The organism is Curtobacterium sp. DN_7.5, assembly GCF_022655355.1.
In the GTDB taxonomy this organism is placed as follows: domain Bacteria; phylum Actinomycetota; class Actinomycetes; order Actinomycetales; family Microbacteriaceae; genus Curtobacterium; species Curtobacterium luteum.
The window spans coordinates 60,121-82,102 of record NZ_CP093378.1; the positions used below are offsets into that span (position 1 = coordinate 60,121).

A 21,982-nucleotide genomic window follows, 5' to 3' on the forward strand; every position below is an offset into this window, starting at 1 on the left:
ACCATGGCAATGACCGGCACGTTCGCCGAATCCGGAGCCGATCTGCGGCTCGAGCAGATCACCAAGGCGTTCCCGGGTCACACCGCGGTCGACGCGCTCGACCTCACCGTGCCCGCCGGCTCGTTCTTCGCCCTGCTCGGCCCGTCCGGCTGCGGCAAGACGACCACGCTCCGCCTCGTCGCCGGGCTCGAGGAGCCGACGAGCGGGACGATCACCATCGGCGGGCGCGACGTCACCGACACCAAGCCGTACCAGCGGCCGGTCAACACCGTGTTCCAGAACTACGCGCTCTTCCCGCACATGAGCGTGCTCGAGAACGTCGCGTTCGGCCTGAAGCGGCGCCGTATCCCGGACCCGATGACGAAGGCGACCGAGGCGCTCCGGCTCGTCGAGCTCGAGGGATCCGCATCGAAGCGTCCGGCGCAGCTGTCCGGCGGCATGCAGCAGCGCGTCGCCCTCGCACGGGCGATCGTGAACCGCCCCGCGCTCCTGCTCCTCGACGAACCGCTCGGCGCCCTCGACCTCAAGCTCCGGCACCAGATGCAGTTCGAGCTGAAGTCGATCCAGGCCGAGGTCGGGCTGACGTTCCTGCACGTCACCCACGACCAGGAAGAGGCGATGACCATGGCCGACACGGTCGCGGTCATGAACGGCGGCCGGATCGAGCAGATGGGCAGCCCGCAGGAGCTCTACGAACTCCCGCGCACCGCCTTCGTCGCGAACTTCCTCGGCCGGTCGAACCTGCTCGAGGGCGAGGTCCGCGGGACCGACGGCGAGCTCCTGGTCGTCACGACCGGTGCCGGGACGCTCGCGGTCCCCACCGCTCGAGCCGTCGCCACGACCGGTCGCGTCGTGGTCGGCGTCCGACCCGAGAAGCTCAAGATCCGCACCGCGGAGCCGACGCCCGAGGCCGGTCGGAACATCCTCGGGCCCGGCCGCGTCGTCGACGTCTCGTTCTCCGGCGTGAGCACGCAGTACCTCGTGGACGTGCCCGGCGCCGGGCACGTGTCCGTCTTCGCCCAGAACTCCAAGGGCGGCCCGCGGATCGCCCCCGGGACCGAGGTCTGGCTGACGTGGGGCGTCGACCACGGGTTCGGCCTGGAGGCGCACCACGCGTCCGACGCGACCGTCACCACCCAAGCCGGTCCGGGCCTCCAGTCCGAGCCGGCGACCGCAGGAGCGGTCGCGTGAGCAGCCGCCCCGACCTGGTCCGCGGACTCACGTCCGCGCGCGTCAGCCGGCGCGGGTTCCTCGCCGGCGGCGGGGCCGCCGCGGTGGCCGCACTGCTCGCCGGCTGCAGCATCAAGGGATCGGCGGCCTCGCTCGCGGGCACCGAAGTCGACTGGAAGCGGTTCTGGGCCGACGCGACGGCCACGAAGCAGCTCAACTTCGCGAACTGGCCGCTCTACATCGACTCCGACAAGGGCAAGTCCGAGTCGCTCCGGCTGTTCGAGAAGGCCACCGGGATCACCGTCGACTACCAGGCGGTCATCCAGGACAACGCGACGTTCTACGCGACCGTCTCGCCGATCCTCCGGGCACAGGGCGCGACGGGCTACGACCTCGTCGTGATGACGAACGGGTTCGAGCTCACGCAGATGATCAAGAACGGGTTCGTGTGCGAGCTCGACCACTCGCGCCTGCCGAACTTCGCGAAGTATGCCGGCGACTCGGTCAAGGACCCGACCTACGACCCGGACAACAAGCACTCCGTGGTCTGGCAGACCGGCTTCACCGGGATCGCCTACAACCCGAAGTACATCGACCGGGAGATCACGTCGTTCCAGGACCTCCTCGACCCGGCGTTCGCGGGACGGGTCGGGCTGATGAGCGACAACACGGAGCTCGGGTCGCTCGGGCTGCTCGCCACGGGCGCCGACCCCGAGACCTCCACGCCGTCGGAATGGTGGACGGCCCAGGAGTGGCTGCGGAAGCTCCGGCCGAGCGTCACCGGGTTCTACGACCAGAGCTACATCAACAAGCTCGAGAACGGCGACACCTGGATCACGCAGGCCTGGTCGGGCGACGTGTTCCAGGCACAGCAGTCGGGGTTCGAGCACCTGAAGTTCATCACGCCGGAGGAGGGGCAGATGATGTGGCACGACAACCTCATGATCCCGAGACAGGCGGCGAACCCGGTGTCGGCGCTGGCCTGGATGGACTTCTACTACACGCCGGAGATCGCCGGGATCGTCGAGGACTACGTCAACTACGTGTGCCCGGTGCCCGGCGCCCAGGACTACGTCCGCGACGTGCTCGACGACCCGACCGTGGCGGACAGTCCGCTCGTCTTCCCCTCGACGGACGTGCTCGAGCGGTCGCACGAGTTCCGCGTGTTCCAGAACTACGACGAGTACTCGGAGTGGAACGGCATCTTCAACGCGGTGGTGCAGTCGTGACGGCCGTCGGGACCGCGGCGATCGCTGGCGTCGGCGCCGGACCGGGCCGTCGTCGGTTGCGGGTGCCGTTCCTGCTCGGGATCGTCGGCACGGCGTACCTCTGCGTGTTCTTCGTCATCCCGCTCGTGTCCGGGCTCATCGTCTCGCTCATGTCGGGCAACCCGGACGACGGCTACACCTTCACCTGGAACTTCGGGATCTACTCATCGCTCTTCGTCGACCCGCAGGTGCCGTACCTCACGTTCCTGCTCCGGTCGCTCTGGTACGGCCTGGCCGCGACCATCGTGACGATCGCGGCCGGGTACCCGGTGGCGTACTTCATCGCGTTCCGGGTGTCGCCGCGGTGGAAGAACCCGCTGCTCATGCTCGTGTTCATCAGCTTCCTGGTGTCGTTCGTCATCCGCACCGACATGTGGGCGTTCGTGCTCGCGTCGCAGGGGCCCGTCGTGACGACCCTGCAGGCGATCGGGCTCGCGGGGAAGGACTTCCACATCCTCGGGACGTCCGGCGCCGTGATCTTCGGCAACGCGTACAACGACCTGGCGTTCATGGTCCTGCCGATCTACGCCGCCCTCGAGCGCATCGACCCACGCCTCGGCGAGGCCGCGCACGACCTCTACGCCGGGCGGTTCCGGGCGTTCTGGCACACCACGCTGCCGCTGTCCCGGTCCGGCATCTTCGCGGGCGTGCTGCTCGTGTTCATCGACTGCGTGGGCGACCCGGTGAACTCGGCGCTCCTCGGCGGGACGAACACGTACACGATCGGCCAGGCCATCCAGGACGCCTACTCGGGCAACCAGCAGTACAACGTCGCCGCCGCGCTCTCGACCGTGCTCATGGTCGTGCTCGGCATCATCCTGTTCATCTACGCCCGGGTGTCCGGCACCGACGACCTCGAGGACCTCGTATGACCGCCGTCACGCCGACCCGGGCCGGGTCGACCGCCCCCGTGTCGCCCCTCGCCGCCGGCGCTGCCGAGCGGCCCGTCCGACGCCGTCGCGGCGGCGCGACCCGGCGCGGGCCGTGGCTCGCGATCGTGTACTGGGTGGTCATCGCGATCACCCTCGTGCCGATCGTCTCCATGATCGCGTACTCGTTCAACGACGCCCCGACGAACCGGCTGACCTTCGCGTGGCGGGGCTTCACGACGTACTGGTACCAGAACCTCTGGAACGTCTCGGGGCTCGGTGCGGCCTTCGGCACCTCGGTCGCCGTCGCGTTCCTCGCGGCGATCGTCTCGGTGGCGATCGGTCTGCCGTTGGCCCTGGCACTGGAGCGGTACCGGTTCCCCGGCCGCGGGGTCGTCAGCTCGATCGTGTTCGCCGACATCGCCGCACCGTCGATCGTCGTCGGCTCGGCGTCGCTGTCGTTCTTCCTGTCGATCGGGCTCGGCACCGGCTTCTGGACGATCCTCCTCACCCACGTGGCGTTCGACGTCGCGTACGTCGTGGTGGTGCTCCGAGCGCGGATCGCGGGGACGTCGAAGGTGCTCGAGGAGGCGGCGAGCGACCTCGGCGCGACCCCGTTGCAGGCGTTCCGGCTCGTCACGTTGCCGCTCCTCGCCCCGGGCATGCTCGCCGCCGGGCTGCTGGCGCTCGCGATGTCGATCGACGACTACGTCATCACGTCGTTCGTCGCCGGACCCTCGGTCACATTCCCGCTCTTCGTGTACGGCGCCGCGAAGGCCGGGATGCCGCCGCAGGTGCTCTGCTTCGGGACGCTCGTGTTCGCGGTGGGCCTGCTCGTGGCGTTGCTGAACGGTGCGCTGAACCGGCGGTTGGCGCGCACGCGGGGGTAGGCCCGGTCGCCGCGGTGGAAGAACGCGGCGCTTCGACGTCGCACGCGTCGATCGACGCGTGCGACGTCGGAACGCGCGCGTTTCCACCCCTGGTCGGAGCCCGCTGGTCTCGAAAGTCGATTGTTCCTCGGCGGCACCCGGACACAGACTCAATGTACGACGTCAAGTAGCGGGGAGACACGAGCGGGCTGGTGGCTCCGGACACCACGCCCGCTCGCGTGTCGACGAGCGGGTCAGGCGGTGGGGACCTGGCGACGCCCACTCCGCGCTGCGAACGCGTCCAGTGCCTCCACGACCTCATCGTTCACCCACACCCGGTTCCGCTGCTTGGAGTTCGCAGGTCGGAGGACACCACGGTCGACGAGTTGCGCGAACCCGTTCGCGACGGCTGGTGCACTCGACCCCGTCCGTTCGATCGCGAGGCGCGCGTTCAGTACCGGGTGCTCGATCGAGAGCCTCGCGATGCGGCGTGCGGTGGCGTCGGTCCTGAGGCCGGCGAGTCGCCCTCCCCACTGCTCCTGCAGCCCGCGGATGTCCGCTGCCAGGGTGCTCGCGTTCCGGAGTCCGGCGAGCGACGCCGACGAGAACACGTCGATGATCGGCTCGACCTTGCCCGCGCGGTAGGCGTCGAGGGCGCCGAAGTAGCCGTCGACGTCGGTGAGGATCCCACTGCTGACGGGGATGGTGAGGTGCCGCAACAACCCACCCCGACGCAGGATCGCCTGCACGAGCGCACGACCGGTGCGGCCGTTGCCGTCCGGGAACGGGTGGATCGTCTCGAACTGCGCGTGCGCGATCGCGGCCAGGACGAGCAGGGGGAGGTCCGTCCTCGACGTGAAGGCGATGAGGTCGTCCATCGCGGCGGGCACCAGCTCCTGGTGCGGCGGGACGAACGCGGCCAGGTGTGGCAACGAGCCGCCGATCCAGACCTGCTGGTCACGGAAGCCGCCGACGAGGTGCGGCGTCTGGTCGCGCAGCAGTTCCTCGTGCATCGCGATGATCGTCTCGATCCCGAGGTCGTCCGCGAGTGCGACGGCCGCTTCCATCGCCCGCACGTTCCGGACGATCGACGAGGCGTTGCCCTGCACCCGTTCGTCGATCTCCGCCTCGGCGATGGCACGCGCCCCGGCGGTGAGGTGCTCGATCTCCGAGCTCGATGCCGACTCACTCCGCAGGAGCACCGCCGCGAACGGGACCGGGAAGGAGGCGTACTCGGCGTCGAACCGCGCGATCGCCCTCGTGGCGTCGTCGGCGTCGGAGAGTGACCGGGAAGCGATGGTGAACTCGGCGGCCGCGATCTCCGGAGGGACCGCCGCCCGGTACGGTTCGCCGCGCAGCGCTCGGATCCGACGGGAATCGAAATCCGGGTTCTCCGGCCGGGGCAGCCAGCGTTCCTCCCAGTCGAGTCTCGTCGGCACGCGCGCACCCTTTCGTCCGGTTCGTCCTTGTTGAAGTTTACGGCACAACCTTCAATGACGGCCCACGAGAGCGAAGCTTCGCCATCGTGTTACGAGCATGAGTCAGTCGGGGCGGCGGTGCGCCTCGTCTGGAACGTGGACTGCCGCGCACGACGCGTCGCGGACCCCGGTTCCGGACCTGCCGGGCGCCGTCGTCACCGACCCCGTGCTGAGCCGCGACGGCCGGAGCGTGCTGCTCGCCGTCGAGGGCCCGACCCGTCCGCGTGAGCTCTGGCGGCTCGACACGAACGCGCTGACCTGGAGCCGCGTGACCGGCGTGCCGGAGCTGCCGGACGTGCCGCTCGTCGAACCGACCCTCGAGCGGTTCGCCGCACGCGACGGACTGGAGCTGACCGGCTGGCTGTCCCGGGCCGTGGAGCCGACCGACCCGTCGGCGGACGCCGATCCGTCGACGCGCTCCGTGCCTCCCGGCCCGCGCGCAGCGCTCGTGCACCTGCACGGCGGACCGGAGTCACAGGAGCGACCGACGTTCTCGCCCCAGCACCAGGCGCTCGCCGCTGCGGGCGTCACCGTGTTCGCGCCGAACATCCGCGGGTCCTCCGGCTCCGGCCACGAGTTCGTGCACGCCGACGACCTCGCGCTGCGGTGGAACGCGCTCGCCGACGTCGTCGACTGCGCCCGGTACCTCGTGGCGAACGGGTACGCCGAGCGCTCCCGGGTCGCCGTCGAGGGTCGCTCCTACGGCGGGTAGGCGACGCTGGCGTCGCTCGCGTTCACGCCGGACGTCTTCGTCGCCGGGGTCGCCGTGTGCGGCATGAGCGACTTCGCGACGTTCCACCGCGACACCGAGCCGTGGATCGCGGCCGCGGCGGCGACGAAGTACGGACACCCGGTCGAGGACCGGGCCCTGCTCGCCGCCCTGTCCCCGATGCGGGCGGTGGACGAGATCGCGGCGCCCCTCCTGGTCGTGCACGGCGAGCTCGACACCAACGTGCCGATCGGCGAGGCGCACCAGGTGGTCGCGGCACTGCGGGAACGGTCGCACGACGTCGAGTACCTCGAGCTCGAGGGCGAGGGGCACGAGTACCGGCGGACGTCGTCGCGGGCGCTGCTCGTGCGGCGGATGGTCGAGTTCCTGGTGGCGCGGCTGGGCTAGCCGGATCGGGCTGCGTGTTCTCCGGGCGCGCGGGGACTAGCGCCGGGTGAAGAACGGGCGCGCGGCCGGGACGAAGAGGAGGACGGCGGCGGCCGCGGAGAGCGCCGTGAGCAGGAGCGTCGACGGCCCGTTGCCCAGGCTGAGCAGCGCCCGTGCGACCGCCACCACCACGAGGACGATGCGTGCCGTCGCCGAACCCCGCGAGACGCGGAGGACAGCCCACGCGACGAGGCCCCAGACCACCAGGGAGAGGACGACGGAGACGACCGTCACCAGGACGCTCGACGGGAACTCGACGAAGCCGACCACGGACGCGAGCACGCAGCCGACGAGCCACACGAGCCAGAGCACGACCGAGATCGTCACGATGCGGGGCCGGGGGTTCGCTGCGGTCACGCGAGCAGCGTAGCCGTCACGGTCCGCAACGATCCGTCGGACACCGCGCCGGGGTCGGAGACTGGGGGCATGACCACCTCGCCCGTCACCGTCGTCCGTCGCTCCGCCACCGCCGACCCCCGGGTCGAGCGGTGGACGCACGACGACCAGGGCGCGGGCGACGGGCCGGGCGACGCCGTCGCGTCGGGCGCGGTCGACGGGCGCGGCGACGCCGTCGTCTCGGGTGCGGTCGTCGAGTCGAGCGCTCCGGGTGCGCACCTCAGCGCACTGACCCGCCCCGGCGAGGTCGAGGTCCGAGCCGGGGTCGACGCTGTGGGACCGGCGCTCGGCGACCTCGTCGACGCCGCCGTCGACGCCGCGACCGTGCGCTTCGCCTCAGCGGTCGTGGTCGACACGGCCGGCCTCACGGACGGCGTCCGACGGCTCCTCGGGGAACGGGGGTTCGTGCCCGACGCGCGCGGTGCCACGGTGCGCACGCTCGACCTGACCACCGCGGAGGACGGCACGCCGACGCGCATGCTCGACAACCCCGCCCTCGCCTCCCTGAACGGTGTGCACGCCCGCTTCGCCGAGCGCCGTGGCGAGATCGTCCGGTACCGCCCCGACGTCTCGGTGTGGACCGGAGTCCCGGTCCACCCCACGGAGCAGGACTGGGCGGACATCGCGGCCCTGCTCGGCCCGGGCGCCGGCTTCCGGGTCGATCCGTCCGCCGCCCTACCACCGGGGTGGAACGAGCTGGACGGTGCTGCCGGGGAGCAGCTCACGGGCGAAGGGGTGGCGGGAGCACCGGATCCGGAGGCGGTCGTGCTCACGGCCGACGACGTCCCCGAGATGCTCGACCTCGTCGCCAGGACGAAGCCCGGACCGTTCCTGCCCCGGACCATCGAGCTCGGCACCTACCTCGGCATCCGCCGCGAGGGCCGACTGGTCGCCATGGCCGGGGAGCGCCTGCACCCGCCGGGATGGACCGAGATCAGCGCGGTGTGCACGGACGACGGGTACCGCGGGCAGGGCCTCGGTCGGCGCCTCGTGCTCGCGGTGGCGCACGGGATCAGGGAGCGCGGGGAGGTCTCGATGCTGCACGCCGCCGCGACGAACACGGGCGCGATCCGGCTGTACGAGCACCTCGGCTTCCGGCTCCGGGAGCGCGGGGCGATCCGGTTCGCCCAGGTGCCCTGACGAGCGGCGGCCCGCGGCGCCGTCCCGGTCCCATACGCTTGCGGGCATGCACGTCGACGTCCGCCGGACCAGCCGCGGGAGCGCCAGGTGGTTCGTCGCCGGGGCCGCGACCCTCTTCGGCACGCTGATCAGCCTCGTCGCGATCACCCACCGCACCGTCTGGTTGGACGAGACCGCCACCATCGCGGCGTCGACGCGCTCGTGGGACGCCCTGCAGGACCTGGTCGGCCGGATCGACCTCGTGCACGCGGCGTACTACGTCGGGATGCACGTCTGGTTCGACCTGGTCGGGTACAGCCCGTTCACGCTGCGGTTCCCGTCCGCCGTCGCGATCGGGCTGGCCGCAGGACTGCTCGTGCTGCTGGCCGAACGGTTGTTCTCCATCGCCACCGCGACGGTCGCGGCGATCGTCATGCCGCTCCTGCCCGTGGTGGCCGCCGCCGGCACCACGGGCCGATCGCCCGCGTTCGAGTTGCTGCTCGCCGTGCTCTCCACCGTGCTCCTCGTGCACGCGCTCGACGTCTCCGATGCCCGGAGACCGCCCCTGGTGGTCGTCGCGTGGTGGCTGCTGTACGTCGTCGTCGCGTACCTCTCCGTGCTGGTGTTCCTGTGGGCGGCACTCGTCCTGGTCGCGCACGCCCTCAGCGTCTTCCTGCGGTTCGTCTCGGCGCCGGGGCGACGGTGGGTCGGTCTCGCCGCCGCTGCGACGGCGCTCGTGGTGGTCGCGGCGGCGTCGCTGCCGTTCGTGCAGGCCGCGATCCCGCAGTCACGCCAGATCGCGTGGCTGCAGGCCCCCTCGCTGCGCGGCGCGATCGAGAGCTCGTGGCGGCTGCAGTTCTTCGACTTCGCCCTGGTGGACACGACGCGGACGTTCGTGACCGCGGTCGCGGTGGTGTCGTGGCTGCTCGTGCTGCTCGCCGTCGGGTCCGCGCTGCGGCGCCGTTCGGAAGCGCTCGTCGTGCTGCTGCCCTGGCTGGTGCTGCCGACCGTGGTGCTGCTCGCGGCGTCCCACTTCGGCAAGCCGGTCTACAGCGGCCGCTACCTGACGTACTCCGCTCCGGCGCTCGCGATCCTGGTCGCCGCTGGCATCGTCGCCCTGCTGCCGTACGCCAAGGGCGTCATCAGCGGCATCCTGCTCGTCGCGTTCCTGGTGCCCGCCGGGCAGGTCTGGTGGAGCGTCCGGTACGCGTCGCCGAAGACGACCGACCTGGCCACGGCCGCGCAGGAGCTCACCGACGCACGGCAGGACGAGGTCGGGCCGGCCGGGCTCATCCTCGGCAAGATGCGGCGGCCCGCCGACCAGCTGACGATCGCCTACCCGTCCTCCGTCGCCGGCCTGCGTGACCTGTGGACGAAGACGGACTCGGTCGGCATGAACTACTTCTTCGCCCGGATGCACGGCGCGGTGAACGCGGCGAAGGAGACCGACGGGCTGCGCACCGTCTGGTACGTCGGTGACGATCCCGCGGAGCTCGACCAGGTCGCCGCGGTCCTGCGTGCCGACGGCTTCGACGAGCGCACGCCCCTGCGGTTCGGCGGTGGCGGGGAGCAGAACGTCATCGTGGAGTTCACGCGTTGACTCGCGGGTCGGCGGGCATCCGCCCGGGTCGGTGATCGTCGATTCTCTATGATCGGACCATGACGAGCACCATGGCCGGGTTCGGCAGCGAGCGGATCACGCAGCTCGGACTCCGCGACCGGGTCTACGACCGCGTGCTCGAGTTCCTCATGGGTCACGATGTCGAACCGGGCATGCGCCTGTCGATCGACGGACTGGCGCGCACGCTCGGGGTCTCGCCGACGCCCGTCCGCGAGGCGCTCGTGCAGCTCGAGCGGACCGGGCTCGTCACGCGCGAGGCGAACAAGGGCTACCGGGTCGCGCCACCGCTCGCCGGCGACCAGCTCGAGGCGCTGTTCGACGCCCGGCTCATCGTCGAGAGCGGCGCCGTCGAACTCGCTGCCCGCGGGGACGTCGACGCCCTCCGGGAGCGGTTGGACGCGGCGCTCGCGGTGCAGGCCGAGGTCGCCGCCGAGGTGGCCGCGATCGAGGTCGGAACCGTGCCGGACGAGCTGATGGCCCGGTTCTTCCGCAGCGACTGGGACTTCCACCAGGTGCTCTTCGACGCGACGCACAACCCGTTCCTCGAGGAGATGTCCGAGATCATCACCACCCGGGTGCACCGGATGCGGCAGATCCTCGGGGGCGGGGACGACGACACGTCGCGCGCCGTGGCCGAGCACCGGTCGATCCTCGACGCCCTCGCGATCAGCCCGTCGGCCGCGGTGTCCGCGATGCGGGTGCACATCGACAACGTGCGGGTGCGGTCCCGGGCGGACGCGTCACACGGGGCCTGACCGCAGCCTGATCACGCGGACGGGTTGCGCTCCGGCCGTTTCCGAGTATCTTTCCTATAGGAAAGAGGTTCAGGGCTGAACCGCACCGCACGACTGCGAAGGAGCATGCACGTGGCATCACCACAGGACTGGGTCACCCAGGATTGGGACCCGACGACCTGGACGGACGAGACGTGGCCCATCGCCGCGTGCCTGCACGGCTTCGCCCAGGTCACCCGCGAGGGGACGGCGTTCCACGATGCCCCCGCCGAGGTGTGGGACGACGTCTTCGCGCAGATCGCAGCCGCGGGCTTCTCGCTCGCCGAACTCGCCGACAGCCACATCCGCCCCGCCGACCTCGAACGCTCCCGCCGTGACGAGCTCTTCGCGATCGCCGCGGCGCACGGCATCGGCATCCCGTCCGTGCACCTGCAGCGGAAGAGCGTCATCCAGCCCGGGCACGAGGAGGACAACCTCGCGTACGCCCACCGCACGATCGACGCCGCGGCCGAGTGGGGCATGCAGGTCTTCTCGACCGGCTTGCACCAGCCCTTCACCGAGGCGCAGCGGAAGGCCCTGTGGTTCTGGACGGCGCCGGGCCCGAAGGACCCGGACGACCCGGAGGTCTGGGACGCCGCCGTCAAGCGGCTGCGGGAGCTCGGGGAGCACGCCGCCAGCGTCGGCCTGCCGATGGCACTCGAGCTGTACGAGGACACCTACCTCGGGACCGCCGACAGCGCGGTCCGCCTGGTCGAGGAGATCGGCCTGGACACCGTCGGGCTGAACGCCGACGTCGCGAACCTCATCCGCCTGCACCGTCCGGTGGAGGACTGGCGGGAGCTGTTCGCGAAGACGCTGCCGTACACGAACTACCTCCACGTGAAGAACTACACGCGCGACGAGGCCGGGGACGGCTCCTGGGCGACGAGCGCGCCGAGCACCATGGAGACCGGGCTCATCAACTACCGGCAGGTGCTCCGTGACGCCGTCGCCGACGGGTTCCGCGGGATCGTCATGACCGAGCAGTACGGCGGGGACAGCCTCGGCGTCTGCGCGACCAACCAGCAGTACATCCGATCCGTCCTCGCCACCTCGGTGGTCGGGGCGACGAAGCAAGGAGCAACTCGATGAGCACCCTCGACATCGCCGTCGTCGGGTCCGGCTACATGGGCGGCGGGATCGCCCAGGTCCTCGCCCTCGCCGGCCACACCGTCCGGATCGCGGACGTCTCGGCCGAGATCGCTGCGTCGAACCGCGCCCGGCTCATCGCGGAGACGGAGCAGTTCGTCGCGGACGGCCTGTTCCCCGCGGACGCCGTCGCCCGCGTGGACGCACACCTCAGCGCTGCAGCGTCCATCGAGGAGGCGGTCGCCACGGCCGACTTCATCGAGGAGGCCGTTCCCGAGAAGATCGAGATCAAGCACGCGACGCTCCGTCGGATCAGCGAGGCTGCGCGACCCGACGCCGTGATCGGGTCGAACACGTCGACGATCCTCATCGAGTCCCTCGCGGAGGCCGTCACCCGCCCCGAGCGGTTCCTCGGGGTGCACTTCTCGAACCCCGCGCCGTTCATCCCCGGCGTCGAGCTCATCCCGCACCCGACCACGAACGAGCACGCGATCGAGGTCGGCGAGGCCGTCGTCGCCGCGACCGGCAAGCAGTCGGCCCGCGTCACGGACTCGACGGGGTTCGTCCTCAACCGCCTGCAGTACGCGCTGTTCGAGGAGGCGACGAAGATCGCCGACGAGGGCATCGCCACCCCCGACGACATCGACACCATCGTGCGCACCACGTTCGGCTTCCGCCTGCCGTTCTTCGGCCCGTTCGCGATCGCCGACATGGCCGGGCTCGACGTCTACGCGTTCTGCTTCGAGTCGTTGCAGACCCGTTGGCCGGAGCGCTTCGCCACACCACCGTCGCTGCAGCAGCACGTCGACGCCGGCGAGCTGGGCACGAAGTCCGGTGCCGGCTACCTGGACGTGCCGGCCGACCGCACACCCGAACTCGTGGCCTACCGGAACAAGGCGTACGTCGCGATGCAGAAGCTCCTCGACGAGCTCGGCCCGGCGCCGATCCACTGAGGGGACACGTCATGAGCACCGAACAGCAGACCGTCGTCCTCACCGGCGCAGCATCACCCCGCGGCATCGGCCGCGCCACCGCCCACCACCTCGCCGAGCAGGGGTGGAACGTCGGCGTCATCGACCTCGACCAGACCGCGAGCGAGCAGGTCGCCGCGGAGATCCGCGAGCAGCACGGCGTGCAGGCGGTCGGGGCGGGCGCGAACGTCGCCGACGAGGCAGCCGTCCGCGCCGCGTTCGACACCATCGAGGCCGCGCTGCCGCCGATCGCCGCCCTCGTGAACCTCGCCGGCGTCTCGTCCGCACACGCCTACCTCGACCTGCCCGAGGGAGAGTGGCACCGCGTGCTGAGCATCAACCTCGACGGCGTGCACTTCGCGAGCCTCCGGGCGGCGCAGTCGATGGTCCGGAACGGCTACGGCCGCATCGTGAACCTGTCGTCGGTGTCGGCGCAGCGGGGCGGCGGGACGTTCAGCAAGACGCCGTACTCGGTCGCGAAGGCCGGCGTCGTCGGGCTCACGCGGGGCATGGCCCGCGAGCTCGGACACCAGGGGATCACGGTCAACGCGATCTCCCCCGGCCCGATCGACACCGACATCATGGGCGGCACGCTCTCGGAGGAGCGCAAGACCGCGATGGCCGCCGACGGCGTGCTGCCGCGCATCGGCACCCCGCGGGACATCGCCGCCGCGATCGCCTACCTCATCAGCGAGGACGCCGGGTTCGTCACCGGCCAGACCCTCAACGTCGACGGCGGCCTCTACATGCACTGAAGCGCCCCGGGCCCAGCCCCACGACCAGAGCGAGCCGACGTGCTCGTCGCGTGTCGTGCCTCCAGGCCGTGCACCGGCCACAGACCAACCCGATCGCGAAGGAGCGACCGTGTCCGCAACCAGCCCCGCCCTGGGGTCCACCCACGATCCCGCCCTCAGGTCGGCGATCGGCAAGGCGACGAAGCACCTCATGCCGATGCTCGTCATCCTGTACTTCGTCGCCTTCCTCGACCGCACGAACGTCGGCTTCGCCGAGGAGGCCCTGAGCGTCGACCGGAACATCTCCGACGCCGCCTTCGCCCTCGGTGCCGGGATCTTCTTCATCGGCTACGCGATCTTCGAGATCCCGTCGAACCTGCTGCTCAAGCGGTTCGGCGCCCGCTTCTGGCTCGCCCGCATCGCCGTCACGTGGGGCATCGTCGCCGCGCTGTTCTCGTTCACGACGAACGACACGATGTTCATCGTCCTGCGGTTCCTGCTCGGCGTGACCGAGGCTGGCCTGTTCCCCGGCGTGATCATGTACCTGTCCGAGTGGTTCCCGAACAAGGTCCGCGTGCGGATGTTCGCGATCTTCTACCTCGCGCAGCCGTTCTCGCAGATGATCGGCGCTCCTCTGTCCGGCGGGCTCATCAGCGTCGGCGACCAGGTCACCCCGTTCCACGGTTGGCAGGTCATGTTCTTCGGCGAGGGCATCCTGGCGGTGCTCGCCGGGATCGCCGCGCTGTTCTTCCTGACGAACAGCCCGCAGCAGGCGAAGTGGCTCGACGACGGGCAGAAGGCGTCCCTCACCGCGGCGATGGCCCGCGAGGACCACGCGCGGAACGAGGACGGCCCGAAGGGCATCTGGAAGGCGATGGCGAGCGGCCGCGTCTGGTACTTCACGATCATCTACTTCTGCCTGCAGGTCGCCGTGTACGGCACCACGTTCTACCTGCCGCAGCAGGTGTCGTCGCTCCTCGGGCAGGACGTCGGCTGGCAGGTCGGCCTCGTCGCCGCGATCCCGTGGCTCGTCGGGCTCGTCGCGTGCTACCTCGTCGGCTCGAAGGCCGACACCGTCGGACGCCGGCGCCGCTGGGGCACGATGTTCTACGTCACCACCGGACTGTCGATCCTCGGGTCGGCGTGGGCGGGCGCGAACGGGCAGCCGATCCTCGGCATCCTGTTCATCACGCTGGCCGTCGCGAGCTTCCTCGCCGTCGGACCGATCACGTGGGCGTACCCGACGGCGTTCCTGACGGGCGCCGCGGCGGCCGCGGGCATCGGCCTCATCAACTCGCTCGGCAACCTCGGCGGGTTCGTCGCCCCGATCATGCGGACCGCGATCAACGAGGTGGTGCCGACCGACAGCGGCGCGTTCGGCATCGTCTCGCTCGGTGTCCTCGCGTTCGTGGCGGCCGTGATGATCTTCTGCACGAAGTTCTTCCGCGGGGCGAAGGCGGACGAACTGCTCGACACCTCCCACGTGGCGACGACCCGGCCGCGCGGGGCTGCGGAGCGCGCGGAGGACCCGCACGCCGCCGCGACGCGCTCGACGAAGGAGACGAACGCATGACCAGGCTCTTCAACGACCCCGCGGACTTCGCGGACGAGGCGGCGGACGGCTTCGTCCTCGCCAACCAGCGGTGGGTCCGCCGCGTGCACGGCGGGGTGGCGCGTGCGACCACGAGCCCCGACGGCACGGTCGCGGTCGTCATCGGCGGCGGTTCCGGGCACTACCCGGCCTTCGGCGGCCTGGTCGGGCACGGCCTGGCCGCCGGAGCGGCCATGGGCAACCTGTTCGCCAGCCCGTCCGCGCAGCAGGTCGCCGGGGTGGCCCGCGCAGCCGAGCACGGTGGCGGGGTGCTGTTCTCCTACGGCAACTACGCCGGCGACTGCCTCAACTTCGACGCGGCGGCCCGCACCCTCGAGGCCGAGGGCATCCCGGTGCGGACGATCCGGGTCACCGACGACGTCGTGTCCGCCCCGGCCGACCGTGCCGCGGAGCGCCGCGGCATCGCCGGTGACCTCTGCGTCTTCAAGGTCGCGGGTGCCGCCGCTGAGGAGGGCCGCTCGCTCGACGACGTCACGGCCGTGGCCGCGCGGGCCAACGACCGCACCCGCTCGTTCGGCGTCGCCTTCTCCGGCTGCTCCCTGCCCGGCGCGGCCGAACCGCTCTTCGAGGTGCCGGAGCGTCGCATGGCGATCGGTATGGGCATCCACGGTGAACGCGGCATCGACGAGACCGACGTCCCGACGGCCGAGGGACTCGCGTCGCTGCTGGTCGCGCGCCTGCTCGACGAGGTGCCCGACGGCGTCGACGCGGCGGGAGCGCGGGTCGTCCCGATCCTCAACGGCCTCGGCAGCGTCAAGTACGAGGAGCTCTTCGTCGTCTACCGCTCGGTCGCCCGACTCCTCGAGGAGGCCGGTGTCGTCGTCGTCGAGCCCGAGGTCGGGGAACTCGTCACGAGCTTCGACATGGCCGGCGTCTCGCTCACGCTGTTCTGGCTCGACGACGAGCTCGAGCGGCTCTGGGCAGCGCCCGCCGACACCCCGGCGTTCCGGAAGGGCGGCGCGGTCGTGTCCGAGCGGTTGCCGGAGTCCGAGCTGGAGGCCCCCGACGGCATCGACGTCGGCACCGGTTCCCCCGAGTCGAAGGAGGTCGCGGCGCGGATCGCCGCAGCGCTCGCCGCCGCCCGCCGCGTCGTCGACGAGCGCGTCGACGAGCTCGGGGAGATGGACGCGGTCGCCGGCGACGGCGACCACGGGATCGGCATGCAACGCGGGGTGCACGCCGCTGACGCGGCCGCCCGGGAGGCGCTGGGTCGCGACGTCGGGGCGGGCGGACTCCTCGCCGTGGCGGCCGACGCGTGGTCGGACAAGGCCGGCGGCACGTCCGGTGTGATCTGGGGCGCCGCCCTGGAGGCACTGGGTCGCGTCGTCGGGGACACGTCGCGTCCGTCGTCGGCGCAGGTCGCGGAGGCCGTGCACGCTGCCACGTCGGCCGTCCTCGCCTTCGGCGCGGTACCGGGAGACAAGACGATGGTGGACGCCCTCGTGCCGTTCGACGAGGCCTTCGGGTCCGCCGTCCGGGACGGCGCGTCCGTCGCCGACGCCTGGCGTGCCGCCGCATCGGCAGCCCGAGCGGCCGCGGACGCGACCGCCGACCTCGTGCCCCGCAAGGGACGCGCGAAGACCCACGCCGACCAGGCGGTGGGGACGAGGGACCCGGGAGCGGTGTCCTTCGCGTTGATCGTCGAGACGGTGACGGAGGTCATCGAGGAAGGAGCAGCACGATGACGCTGCGACTGGTGGTCGGGTCGGACGATGCCGGCTTCGAGTACAAGGAGGCCATCAAGGCGGACCTGGCCGGTGACGACCGGGTGGCCTCGGTCCACGACGTCGGGGTGGATGCGGACGGGCACACCGCCTACCCGCACATCGCGGTCGACGCCGCGCGCATGGTCGTGAACGGGGAGGCCGACCGGGCGATCCTCATCTGCGGGACGGGCCTCGGGGTGGCCATCAGCGCGAACAAGGTCCCGGGCATCCGAGCGGTGACCGCCCACGACAGTTACAGCGTCGAGCGGTCGGTGCTGTCGAACGACGCCCAGGTGCTCTGCATGGGGCAGCGGGTCATCGGCCTCGAGCTCGCACGTCGGCTGGCGACGGAGTGGCTCGGGTACGAGTTCGACACCTCGTCCGCGAGCGCCGAGAAGGTCGCGGCGATCTGCGGGTACGACGGTTCCGCGGCCGAGGGCCTCGACGCGTCGGGGGACGACCGCGCATGACGCTCGTCGGGGTGTCGCTCAAGATGTACTTCTCGCACGGCCGGACCCTGGCGTGGGTGCGGGACGTGGTGGGCATCGCCGAGCGGCACCCCGCCGTCCGGTCCGGCGCGGCCACGCTGTTCGTGGTCCCGACGTTCCCGGCGCTCGTCCCCGTGCGCGCGCTGCTGGACGGGTCGCCGGTGCTGCTCGGGGCGCAGGACCTGGCGTGGGCGGACGAGGGGGCCTTCACGGGGGAGGTCTCCGGAGCCGAGCTGCGCGAGATCGGGGTCGACCTCGTCGAGATCGGCCACGCGGAGCGGCGTTCCCTGTTCCACGAGACGGACGACGAGGTCGCGGGGAAGGTGCACGCGGCGTTCCGCAACCACCTGCGGCCCCTGGTCTGTGTGGGGGAGGCGACGCTCCCCGCCTCCAGTGCGGACGCAGTGGCCGAGGTGACCGCGCAACTGGACCGGTCGCTCGCCACCGCGACCGCGGACGGACTCGCCGGGCCGCTGATCGTGGCGTACGAGCCGGTCTGGGCGATCGGCGCTCCGGCGCCCGCGCCGGACGACCACATCGTCGACGTGCTCGCCGGGATCGAGGCGCACCTCGCCACCCGCCCGGAGCTGGCGGGCAGCTCCGTGATCTACGGCGGCAGTGCCGGACCAGGGCTCCTCACCCGGGGGCATGGGCGGATCGGCGGCCTGTTCCTCGGGCGGTTCGCGCACGACCCCGCGGCGATCGCGACGATCCTCGACGAAATCGGGCCCGCCTAAGCGTCGTCGCGCGCGCCGGCGAGCCCGTGGTCGTGCGCGTAGACGACGAGCTGCACCCGGTCGCGCAGCTGGAGCTTGCCGAGGATGCTCGAGATCTGCGTCTTCACGGTCGACTCGGTGACGAACTCCTTCGCCGCGATCTCGGCGTTCGACAGACCCCGTGAGGCCCACCCGAACACGATGCGCTCCCGGTCGGACAACGACTGGAACTCCGTCGGCTGCGGCTTCGGCGCACGCTCGACGTCGGCGCCGAAGAGCTGTGCGAGGTCGTTCGGGGCGATGACCGAGCTGCCCTCGTGGACGGCCCGGATGGCGGCGAAGAGGAACGGCGGGGTCGTGTCCTTGAGCAGGAACCCGCTCGCACCGAGGCGGATCGCGGTCGCCGCCGCCGGGTCGAGGCCGAACGTCGTGAGCACGATGACGCGGGGGACCGGGGCGGGGAAGCTCCCGGAGAAGAGGTGTCGGACGGTCTCGACCCCGTCCATGCCGGCCATCCGCATGTCGAGGAGCACCACGTCCGGGCGGACGGCCGGGATCGCGGTGAGGGCCTCCGCGCCGTCCGACGCCTCGCCCACCACGACCATGTCGTCCTGCGCGTCGAGCACCACGCGGAGGCCGGCTCGGAAGAGCGCCTGGTCGTCGGTGAGGAGGACGCGGATGGGGCGCGGGGTCGCGCCCGCCGGGGCGGCTGGCTGGTGGACGTCGTCGGTCGGTCGTGCCGGGTCGGCGCCGCCGGTCGGGCGTGCCTGGTCGGCTGGCTCGTCGGTCGTGTTCGTCATCGGTTCCCCCCTGGGATGTCGATCGGGATGCGGGCGCGGGCCACGAACACGTCGTCGAGGACTGCGGCGTCGAAGGAGCCGTCGAGCGCGGCGAGCCGGGAGCGCATGCCGTCGACCCCGCGGCCCGAGCCGCCGGTCGCGCCGCTGCCGACGACGTTCTCGACCTCGAGGACGAGGTCGGCGGACCGCCACGTCTCCCGGACGGTGACGGGCATGCCGGGGGCGCCGTGCCGGAGCGCGTTGGTGAGCATCTCTTGCAGCACCCGTCGGGCGGCCGTCCCGGCGTCGTGGCCGAACGGTCGGGGACCGCCGCGGACGGCGTGCTCCACCGGGACGCCGGCGTCGCGGATGCCCTGCACGATCTCGTCGAGCGTCGCCGGGCCGGAGTCGCCGGTGCCGTCGATCTGGCCGAGGACCTGCCGCACCTCCATGAGCGAGCTCCGGGCCGTGCTGGCGATCGTGGCGCTGACCTCGCGGACCCGTGCCTCGTCGGCGAGGAACGGCACCGAGTCCGCCTGCGCGATGATCACCGCGAGCGAGTGTCCCACCACGTCGTGCACGTCGCGGGCGATCGCCGCACGGATGCGTTCCGACTCCGCGACGTCGATGGCGCGGGTGGCGGTCGCCTCGGCCTCGGTGGCCACGGCCTCGGCGCGGGAGCGGGCCTCCTCGGCGTGGGCGCGGCGCTCGGACTCGCGGTCGCGGGACCGGAACGCGCGGACCGCCAGGCCGCCCGCCCACACCGCCAGGAGTGCCGCGGCCGGTGCCGCCATGGCGAGGAAGGCCTGGTCGCGGGGACCGTTCACGAGCACCGCGAACCGGAACCCGGTGACGGTGAGGTAGAGCGTCGCGCCCACGCCGGCGACGAACGCCAGCAGTCCGGAGAGGACGACCTCGGCGCGGGTGCCCACGATCGCGCTGGTGCCGATCACCACGAAGATCGCGAGGTCGACGAGGGACGGCCGTTCGCCGCCGGCGACCTGGACGAAGCCGAGCGTGACGACCAGGAGCATCGCGACCGACGGCGAGATCCGTCGCACCGCGATGGCACCGGCGGCGGCGACCACGGCGAGGATGCTGGCGTGCTCGAGCTCGAGGTCGACCGGGGCGAGGAAGGCGAGCGCCGCGACGACCGCCCAGACCACGTCGACGACGATCGAGCGCGTGGCGAGCGGTCGGATGAACGTGCGCCCTTCCGTCACGGCTCCGATCATCGCACGGGGTCGTGCGCCGCTCGGCCGTGGGCCGCGTCGCTCCCGGTGCTCACGCCACCGGGGACATCGCGATGAGTGCCCACGCGGTGACGGCGACGATCCCGGCGCAGACCGACAGGGTGGCGATGACGTGCTTGATCGAGGAGTCCATGGTGTCAGCCTGGGGGACCGACCACCCGTCGGGCATCGGGCGGGCGGCCGAAGCGCATCCGTCCCGAGGACGAACGGGTCGTCCCCCCCGCCCGCCGTCGTGGGACGCGCCCCGGGGTCAGACCACGACGGACCCGAGCATCCGGTGGGCGATCGAGACGGACTCCCCGCTGAGCGCCGACAGCGGGGACGAGAGGAACGCGACGAGGTCCGCGATCTGCTGCGGGCTCGACTCCCCGCCCGCACCGTGCTGCACCTGGGCCGCCGGCTCGTCGGTCACGGTCCCCGGGTTCACCACGTTCACGCTGACGCCCGACCCGGCGAGTTCGTCGGCGAGGTTCTTCGCGATCACGTTCGCGGCCGTGTTCCGGAGCGACGCGGTGATGTTCCCCGAGATGTAGGCGTTCTGGCCGCTCACGACGACGACCCGGCCGAAGCCGGCCTCGCGCTGGTGCGGGACGACGGCGTTCGCGACGCGCAGGAAGCCGAGTGCCTTGCCGTCGATCGCCGCGGCGACCTGCTCGGGGTCGGACTTCCGCGCGGGGTCGAGGGTCCGTGCACTCGGAGCCGCCGTCACGACCAGGACGTCGATGCGCCCGTGCCGCTCGACCACCGTCGCGACCCCGGCGTCGACGGACTCCTGTGACGCGGTGTCGATCACCACGCCGTCCTCGTCGTCCCCGGCGCTGCGCGAGGCCACGACGACGGTCGCCCCCTCGGCACGGAGACGGTCCACGACCGCGCGGCCGATGTAGCCCTTCCCCCCGACGACGAGCGCGACACGATCCGAGAGCTGCAGGTCCATGCGCTGCACGCTAGCCGAACAAGGAGGAGTCGTCCCACGGAACGCGCGCGTCCCGTGCTCCCGTGCAACGAACGGACTGGAGGCGCGGTGCCAGCCGGCACCGCGCCTCCAGTCCGTCTTCCGGTCACCGCCTGGTCGTCGCGACCGTCCCGGTGTCGTCCGCCGGTTCCGGCGGCGGCGCGAAGACGCCGTCGTACAGCCGGACCGCGCTCCACCCGGCCACGAGCGCCGCGGTCCCGAGGACCGACGCGACCCAGGGCACCGCACCCGACCACGCGGCCGGGGCGGCGACCCAGGCGAGGAACGACCCGACCGTGCTGCCGGTCGCCCCGAGCACGAGCGCGACCCGGCGGTCGAGGCTCGTCACCGTCAGGCCGGCGGTGACGACCGCGATCGCGAGGAGCGCGTTGAGCAGTCCTGCCATCGCGCCCCCGGGCCTACTCGGAGGTGCCGCCGGCGACGGCGAGCTGCTGCGAGCCGGTGCCGACCGCGACGTCGATCTTGCGCGGCTTCGCGGACTCCTTCACCGGGATGGTGATGCTCAGCACGCCGTTGTCGTACGCGGCGGTGATGCGGCCGGCGTCGAGGTGGTCGCCGAGCGTCAGCTGCCGGACGAACGTGCCGGGCTGCCGCTCGCGTGTGATCCACTGCGAGCCCTCGGGAGCGCCGAGGGTGCGCTCGGCACGGATGGTGAGGACCGAGCCGTCCACGTCGACGTCGACGCTGCCCGGGTCGATGCCGGGCAGGTCGACGTCGAGGACGAAGTGGTCCCCGGTGCGGTACAGGTCCATCGGCATCGAACGCGGCCCGCCGGCGCTCCCGAGCAGGGAGCCGGCGAGGCGGTCGAGCTCGCGGAACGGGTCGAAGTTCATCGTCATCGTCGTCAACTCCTTCGTGGTGTTCTGTGTTGAGTCCCCTCGACTCAACTGCTTCTGTTCTAGCACTCGAACCCAGAGAGTGCCAACAGATCGCTCAGTG

Annotated in this window: 21 protein-coding genes and 1 pseudogene; 15 read left to right on the top strand and 7 right to left on the bottom strand. The window is 71.7% G+C overall.

From position 1 onward, the window contains the following. The first annotated feature begins 3 nt into the window (after positions 1–3). Genes MON03_RS00280 through MON03_RS00295 form a run of 4 tightly spaced genes read left to right on the top strand, consistent with a single transcriptional unit; the run spans position 4 to position 4,197 of the window. Positions 4–1,191, top strand: coding sequence for an ABC transporter ATP-binding protein (locus MON03_RS00280; protein ID WP_083882214.1), 1,188 nt, complete (start codon positions 4–6; stop codon positions 1,189–1,191). Continuing rightward, the gene (locus tag MON03_RS00285; RefSeq protein ID WP_242089785.1) at positions 1,188–2,399 is read left to right on the top strand and encodes an ABC transporter substrate-binding protein; all 1,212 of its coding nucleotides are present in this window, start codon (positions 1,188–1,190) and stop codon (positions 2,397–2,399) included. Before MON03_RS00280 ends, MON03_RS00285 begins: the two co-directional genes overlap by 4 nt. Next, positions 2,396–3,310 carry an ABC transporter permease gene (locus MON03_RS00290; protein ID WP_242089787.1) on the top strand — a complete coding sequence of 305 codons (915 nt, stop codon included), beginning with the start codon at positions 2,396–2,398 and terminating at the stop codon, positions 3,308–3,310. The genes MON03_RS00285 and MON03_RS00290 overlap by 4 nt, the downstream gene beginning before the upstream one ends. Beyond that, the gene (locus MON03_RS00295) at positions 3,307–4,197 is read left to right on the top strand and encodes an ABC transporter permease (protein WP_242089789.1); all 891 of its coding nucleotides are present in this window, start codon (positions 3,307–3,309) and stop codon (positions 4,195–4,197) included. The genes MON03_RS00290 and MON03_RS00295 overlap by 4 nt, the downstream gene beginning before the upstream one ends. A gap of 233 nt (positions 4,198–4,430) precedes the next feature. Here the strand turns inward: MON03_RS00295 and MON03_RS00300 are convergent, their stop codons facing one another. Beyond that, complete coding sequence (locus tag MON03_RS00300; RefSeq protein WP_242089790.1) at positions 4,431–5,615, bottom strand: Fic family protein; 1,185 nt, start codon at positions 5,613–5,615, stop codon at positions 4,431–4,433. Between the two features lie 97 nt (positions 5,616–5,712). Here MON03_RS00300 and MON03_RS00305 point away from each other — a divergent pair. Then, positions 5,713–6,771 (top strand): annotated as a pseudogene (locus MON03_RS00305) (alpha/beta hydrolase family protein). A gap of 36 nt (positions 6,772–6,807) precedes the next feature. Here the strand turns inward: MON03_RS00305 and MON03_RS00310 are convergent. After that, a complete protein-coding gene (locus tag MON03_RS00310) occupies positions 6,808–7,167 on the bottom strand; it encodes a hypothetical protein (RefSeq protein ID WP_242089793.1) in 360 nt (119 codons plus the stop codon). Positions 7,168–7,236: 69 nt separating this feature from the next. Between MON03_RS00310 and MON03_RS00315 the strand changes: the two genes are divergently transcribed. The 10 genes from MON03_RS00315 to MON03_RS00360 all read left to right on the top strand — a co-directional run bounded on the left by MON03_RS00315 (position 7,237) and on the right by MON03_RS00360 (position 18,056). Continuing rightward, positions 7,237–8,346, top strand: coding sequence for a GNAT family N-acetyltransferase (locus MON03_RS00315; RefSeq protein WP_242089795.1), 1,110 nt, complete (start codon positions 7,237–7,239; stop codon positions 8,344–8,346). A gap of 46 nt (positions 8,347–8,392) precedes the next feature. After that, positions 8,393–9,925: a glycosyltransferase family 39 protein gene (locus MON03_RS00320; protein ID WP_242089796.1), complete on the top strand. Its 1,533-nt coding sequence runs from the start codon at positions 8,393–8,395 to the stop codon at positions 9,923–9,925. A gap of 59 nt (positions 9,926–9,984) precedes the next feature. Continuing rightward, complete coding sequence (locus MON03_RS00325; protein ID WP_242089798.1) at positions 9,985–10,701, top strand: GntR family transcriptional regulator; 717 nt, start codon at positions 9,985–9,987, stop codon at positions 10,699–10,701. Positions 10,702–10,812: 111 nt separating this feature from the next. Continuing rightward, on the top strand, positions 10,813–11,811 hold the full coding sequence (locus MON03_RS00330) for a sugar phosphate isomerase/epimerase family protein (protein WP_175327493.1): 999 nt from the start codon (positions 10,813–10,815) through the stop codon (positions 11,809–11,811). Beyond that, positions 11,808–12,761 (top strand): 3-hydroxyacyl-CoA dehydrogenase family protein, encoded by a 954-nt coding sequence (locus tag MON03_RS00335; protein WP_022905098.1) that lies wholly within the window; start codon positions 11,808–11,810, stop codon positions 12,759–12,761. The genes MON03_RS00330 and MON03_RS00335 overlap by 4 nt, the downstream gene beginning before the upstream one ends. An 11-nt stretch (positions 12,762–12,772) precedes the next feature. After that, positions 12,773–13,534, top strand: a complete 762-nt coding sequence (locus tag MON03_RS00340; protein WP_022905097.1) for an SDR family NAD(P)-dependent oxidoreductase — start codon at positions 12,773–12,775, stop codon at positions 13,532–13,534. Positions 13,535–13,643: 109 nt separating this feature from the next. Then, positions 13,644–15,086: an MFS transporter gene (locus MON03_RS00345; protein WP_242089800.1), complete on the top strand. Its 1,443-nt coding sequence runs from the start codon at positions 13,644–13,646 to the stop codon at positions 15,084–15,086. After that, the gene (locus MON03_RS00350; RefSeq protein WP_242089801.1) at positions 15,083–16,810 is read left to right on the top strand and encodes a dihydroxyacetone kinase family protein; all 1,728 of its coding nucleotides are present in this window, start codon (positions 15,083–15,085) and stop codon (positions 16,808–16,810) included. The genes MON03_RS00345 and MON03_RS00350 overlap by 4 nt, the downstream gene beginning before the upstream one ends. Further along, positions 16,807–17,301 (top strand): ribose-5-phosphate isomerase, encoded by a 495-nt coding sequence (locus tag MON03_RS00355; protein WP_242089803.1) that lies wholly within the window; start codon positions 16,807–16,809, stop codon positions 17,299–17,301. Before MON03_RS00350 ends, MON03_RS00355 begins: the two co-directional genes overlap by 4 nt. Then, positions 17,298–18,056, top strand: coding sequence for a triose-phosphate isomerase family protein (locus tag MON03_RS00360; protein WP_242089805.1), 759 nt, complete (start codon positions 17,298–17,300; stop codon positions 18,054–18,056). Before MON03_RS00355 ends, MON03_RS00360 begins: the two co-directional genes overlap by 4 nt. Here the strand turns inward: MON03_RS00360 and MON03_RS00365 are convergent. The 5 genes from MON03_RS00365 to MON03_RS00385 all read right to left on the bottom strand — a co-directional run bounded on the left by MON03_RS00365 (position 18,053) and on the right by MON03_RS00385 (position 21,882). Then, positions 18,053–18,835, bottom strand: coding sequence for a response regulator (locus tag MON03_RS00365; RefSeq protein ID WP_242089807.1), 783 nt, complete (start codon positions 18,833–18,835; stop codon positions 18,053–18,055). The genes MON03_RS00360 and MON03_RS00365 overlap by 4 nt on opposite strands. After that, positions 18,832–20,037: a sensor histidine kinase gene (locus MON03_RS00370; protein WP_148286311.1), complete on the bottom strand. Its 1,206-nt coding sequence runs from the start codon at positions 20,035–20,037 to the stop codon at positions 18,832–18,834. The genes MON03_RS00365 and MON03_RS00370 overlap by 4 nt, the downstream gene beginning before the upstream one ends. Before the next feature lie 280 nt (positions 20,038–20,317). Next, the gene (locus tag MON03_RS00375; protein ID WP_242089809.1) at positions 20,318–21,004 is read right to left on the bottom strand and encodes an SDR family NAD(P)-dependent oxidoreductase; all 687 of its coding nucleotides are present in this window, start codon (positions 21,002–21,004) and stop codon (positions 20,318–20,320) included. A gap of 124 nt (positions 21,005–21,128) precedes the next feature. Next, a complete protein-coding gene (locus tag MON03_RS00380) occupies positions 21,129–21,428 on the bottom strand; it encodes a hypothetical protein (protein WP_242089811.1) in 300 nt (99 codons plus the stop codon). A 13-nt stretch (positions 21,429–21,441) separates the two neighbouring features. Next, complete coding sequence (locus MON03_RS00385; protein ID WP_022905087.1) at positions 21,442–21,882, bottom strand: Hsp20/alpha crystallin family protein; 441 nt, start codon at positions 21,880–21,882, stop codon at positions 21,442–21,444. Between the last annotated feature and the right edge of the window lie 100 nt (positions 21,883–21,982).